This window comes from Xanthovirga aplysinae, assembly GCF_009711365.1.
GTDB classification, from domain to species: domain Bacteria; phylum Bacteroidota; class Bacteroidia; order Cytophagales; family Cyclobacteriaceae; genus Xanthovirga; species Xanthovirga aplysinae.
Map to the genome: position 1 here is coordinate 1 of NZ_SMMB01000762.1, position 3,734 is coordinate 3,734.

A 3,734-nucleotide genomic window follows, 5' to 3' on the forward strand; every position below is an offset into this window, starting at 1 on the left:
CCTAAACATTGAGGAAGGAAATATTTACCAAGAGAAATGGGTTAAAGAAAAAAACAATGGCAAATAAATTATGAGGCATTTGAAGTATTTAAGGCTTATAAAATTTTATTCCCTTTTGCAATAGTTAAAAAATATGAACCTATGAAGTTACACTTAAGATTGAAGGGGTTTGGCAATCTCCATTTTCAAAAGACGAAAGGCCAACAAAAATATCAAAAACAGAAAGCCAGCTGCGAATAAAAAAGTTGAGCTTCCCACTACACCATACAGATAACCTCCCAAAATCAAACCAATGATACTTGCAATACTTCCTGCACTATTAGCAACTCCCTGCACGGCTCCCTGCTGTTCTTCTCCACCCAACTTAGATAAAATGGATAAATATGAAGGCCACATAAGTCCATTTCCGAGAGCAAATAAAAATGCCGCTACATAAATTACCATAGAATTTCCCACTGCCATCAAACTAAAATTAAGAACCAACAAAATACTTCCAACAATAACTAAATATTGATCGGAACTCTTCTTAGACAAGAACCCTAGCAGTGGGCCTTGTACAAAAATCATTATTCCGCTGAGAAATGAAAAAAAAATCCCTAATTCAAAGGAGTTCCATTCCAGTTTTTTTAAGGCATGCATGGGAAATGCAGCATAAAAAAAATTAAAACCCAAAAATACCAGAAAATAGATAAGCACCATAAAAGGAATATGAGGAATGGAAAAAACAGCCCTAATTGTAGAGTTTTTACATTTTTTCATTCTATAACATTCCTTTTCCTCAAAGGTAAATAATTTCTTAATTTGAAACTTTTTGGTCTGAGGATTAACCAATTCCATTTTTGATTCTGGCAATTTAAACCAAATCAAACCAATTGCCACTAAGGAAATAAATGCAGCCACCAAAATAGGAACCATCTCCTTATGAGGGGTACCTCCCAATAAACCTGCTAAAGCTGGTCCAAGGACAAATCCCAAACTAGCCGACATGGCCATTTTCCCAAAATTTGCTTTTCGGTTTTTATCTGTAGAGATATCAGATAAATAAGCGTTAGCCACCGAAACATTCCCTCCAGTAAGGCCATCTAAAGCCCGAGCCAAGAACATAATAATTAAAGGAAAACTAATAATGAAACTCCCAAGAGAAGCTGATTTTACACTGAAAAATGTCTCGACAGGAACAAGGAGAGCAAGCAAGAAAAGTATCCAAGCTAAAAAAGTCCCAATCTGTGTGATCAACAAAATTACTTTCCGTCCAATCCGATCTGACCATTTCCCTAAAAGGGGTGCCCCAATAAACTGAAAAGCCGGATAGATAGAACCCATGATGCCATAAATAAACTCATTTCCACCGAAGCGATGCACCAAAAATACCAGAAACGGTAAGATTATACTGTAACCCAGCATTCCAATAAAATTTACCATAAGGACTGGAAGCAGGGGAATCTGTTTTCGTTCGGAAGCGATAGTGCTCATACAAGTAGGGGTTGGAAAATAATTCTAAAAGGCCAGCAACCAAATCAGTAGTAAAATTTATGAATTAAATAGGAAAATGAATAATCGAAATAAAATTGAAAGTCTAAAATTTTACTGGAAATTAAAAAAAGGAAAACCCAAAAGGTGAATGGAATACAATAGATTGGGATAAAATCCTATAAAATTAATCACGATTGACTGTACTTCCATAAAATCTCCACACAGTAGATTAAGGGGTACTTTCCATTATTCCCTTTTAAAAAATTTCATTTAGCTTTTAATTGGAGTTTATAATACAAAAATAAAGTCAAACTTAGCCAACAGGCCTATTTTTTTATGTATTTAAAGTCAAGATTAGCAAATCCTTTCATAAAAGCAGATTAAAATTTCATTAAAATTCCAAAAAATAGGTAGACATCTACATATTATTTATTAATTTTACGTAGACAACTACATAAATAAATGAAAGAAAATGATTTCGCCAAAGAATTACAGTATTTAGGATTCACTATGCGACTAAAGCGAATAAGTGATGCCATGCTGTACGAGGGTAAGAAACTTTATAAGGAGTTGGACGTAGATATTGAACCCAATTGGTATGTCATCTTTAAGCTATTGAAATCCCGAGGTGCTTTGAGTGTAATGGATATTGCAGATAGTATTAAGATGGCACATCCATCGGTAATTACCCTCACTAATAAAATGATAAACCGCTGGCTACCTTATATCTGGAAAAGATAAAAACGACTCCAGAAAAAGGGTACTTAATTTATCCGAACGATCCATAAAAATGCTTCCTATGTATGAAAAAATATGGAAGGCTGGAGAAATAGGCTTGGAAAAAGCCTTAGAAGGGCTTAATGCCTTGGAATTTATCTCCATGATGGAAGAAAGATTCTTCCAAAAAGGATTTAAAGATAGAACATTAGACCAATTAAAAAGTAAAATCTCATGAACGAAATAGAGCAACTTAAAGTAGAAATAGTACCCTATCAGCAACAATATGCTAAAGATTTTGCCTTGTTAAACTTCGAGTGGCTTGAAAAATATTTTTACATAGAAGCCTATGATAAAGAAGTATTAAATAATCCCCAAAAATATATTCTTGATGAGGGAGGGCAAATTCTTTTTGCTTTCTTAAATGGCAAGGTTGTCGGCACTGTTTGCTTAATAAATAGAGGAGAAGGAGTATTTGAGCTTTCAAAAATGGCAGTAACAGAACATTATAAAGGGATGAGAATAGGACAAAAATTGATGTACGAATGCATTGCTTATGCAAGCAGAGAAGGAATTAAAAAGTTATTTCTGGACTCCAACAGAAAGTTAACTCCTGCCATAACTTTATATCATAAAGTTGGCTTTAAAGAAATACCTGTGCCCAAAGATACCCCTTATGAACGTTGTGATATAAGAATGGAATTGTACCTATAAAGTATCAAAGCAGAAATTGCGGAATATATACCCTATTATTTAAATTCCTTTAATAACAATACTCCAATTAAAAACAATCGCGGTTTACAAATAACTCAAAACCGCGGTTGTCCTTGTAACCTAAATCTAGAAATGTGTTCAGTTTTTAACCCAATTTTTTCAACAAATTTTCGGCTACTAATTCTGACGAGGCTGGGTTTTGCCCTGTAATCAATAACCCATCTATAACAAAATAGGGAGCCCAATCTTCTCCTTTTGAATAAATCCCACCATTTTGCTGCAACATATTTTCCACTAAGAATGGAACCACATCTGTTAGTTGCACAGCCTCTTCTTCCGAATTAGAAAAACCAGTTACATTTTTACCTTTTACCAAAGGAGTACCGTTTTCGTCTTTGGTATTTTTGAATATACCTGGAGCGTGACAAACAGCAGCTATAGGTTTATTATGCTTATAAAAACTCTCAATTAAAGAGATGGAGTTTTTATCCTCTGCCAAGTCCCATAATGGGCCGTGACCTCCAGGGTAAAAAACCGCATCAAAGTCTTGCTGATTAACACTATCTAACTTTAAGGTTTTACTTAAGATTTCTTGGGTTTCTTGGTCCCTCTTAAACCTTTCTGTAGCTGGTGTCATAAAATCCGGAAGTTCACTTTTGGGGTCAATCGGTGGTTGTCCCCCTTTGGGAGAGGCCAACACTACTTCAACTCCTTTATCCTTAAGTAAATAATAAGGACTAGCAAACTCTTCAATCCAAAATCCAGTTTTTTCTCCTGTATTTCCTAACTGCCCATGGCTGGTTAGTATAAACAATACTTTTTTCATTTTT

The 3,734-nt window shown here is 34.7% G+C and carries 5 protein-coding genes; 3 read left to right on the forward strand and 2 right to left on the reverse strand.

Annotation, left to right across the window (positions count from 1 at the left end; all coding sequences use genetic code 11):
• Window positions 1–153: 153 nt before the first annotated feature.
• Window positions 154–1,473, reverse strand: a complete 1,320-nt coding sequence (locus E1171_RS05260) for an MFS transporter (protein ID WP_155204786.1) — start codon at window positions 1,471–1,473, stop codon at window positions 154–156.
• Between the two features lie 462 nt (window positions 1,474–1,935).
• Between E1171_RS05260 and E1171_RS05265 the strand changes: the two genes are divergently transcribed.
• Genes E1171_RS05265 through E1171_RS05275 form a run of 3 tightly spaced genes read left to right on the forward strand, consistent with a single transcriptional unit; the run spans window position 1,936 to window position 2,904 of the window.
• Entirely contained in the window at window positions 1,936–2,214 is a 279-nt protein-coding gene (locus E1171_RS05265) for a hypothetical protein (RefSeq protein ID WP_155204788.1), read from the forward strand.
• Window positions 2,215–2,272: 58 nt separating this feature from the next.
• Complete coding sequence (locus E1171_RS05270) at window positions 2,273–2,428, forward strand: hypothetical protein (RefSeq protein WP_155204790.1); 156 nt, start codon at window positions 2,273–2,275, stop codon at window positions 2,426–2,428.
• Window positions 2,425–2,904: a GNAT family N-acetyltransferase gene (locus E1171_RS05275; protein WP_155204792.1), complete on the forward strand. Its 480-nt coding sequence runs from the start codon at window positions 2,425–2,427 to the stop codon at window positions 2,902–2,904. Before E1171_RS05270 ends, E1171_RS05275 begins: the two co-directional genes overlap by 4 nt.
• Before the next feature lie 145 nt (window positions 2,905–3,049).
• On the opposite strand, the gene E1171_RS05280 is transcribed toward E1171_RS05275, so the two are convergent.
• Window positions 3,050–3,730: a type 1 glutamine amidotransferase domain-containing protein gene (locus E1171_RS05280; RefSeq protein WP_155204794.1), complete on the reverse strand. Its 681-nt coding sequence runs from the start codon at window positions 3,728–3,730 to the stop codon at window positions 3,050–3,052.
• Window positions 3,731–3,734 lie beyond the last annotated feature (4 nt).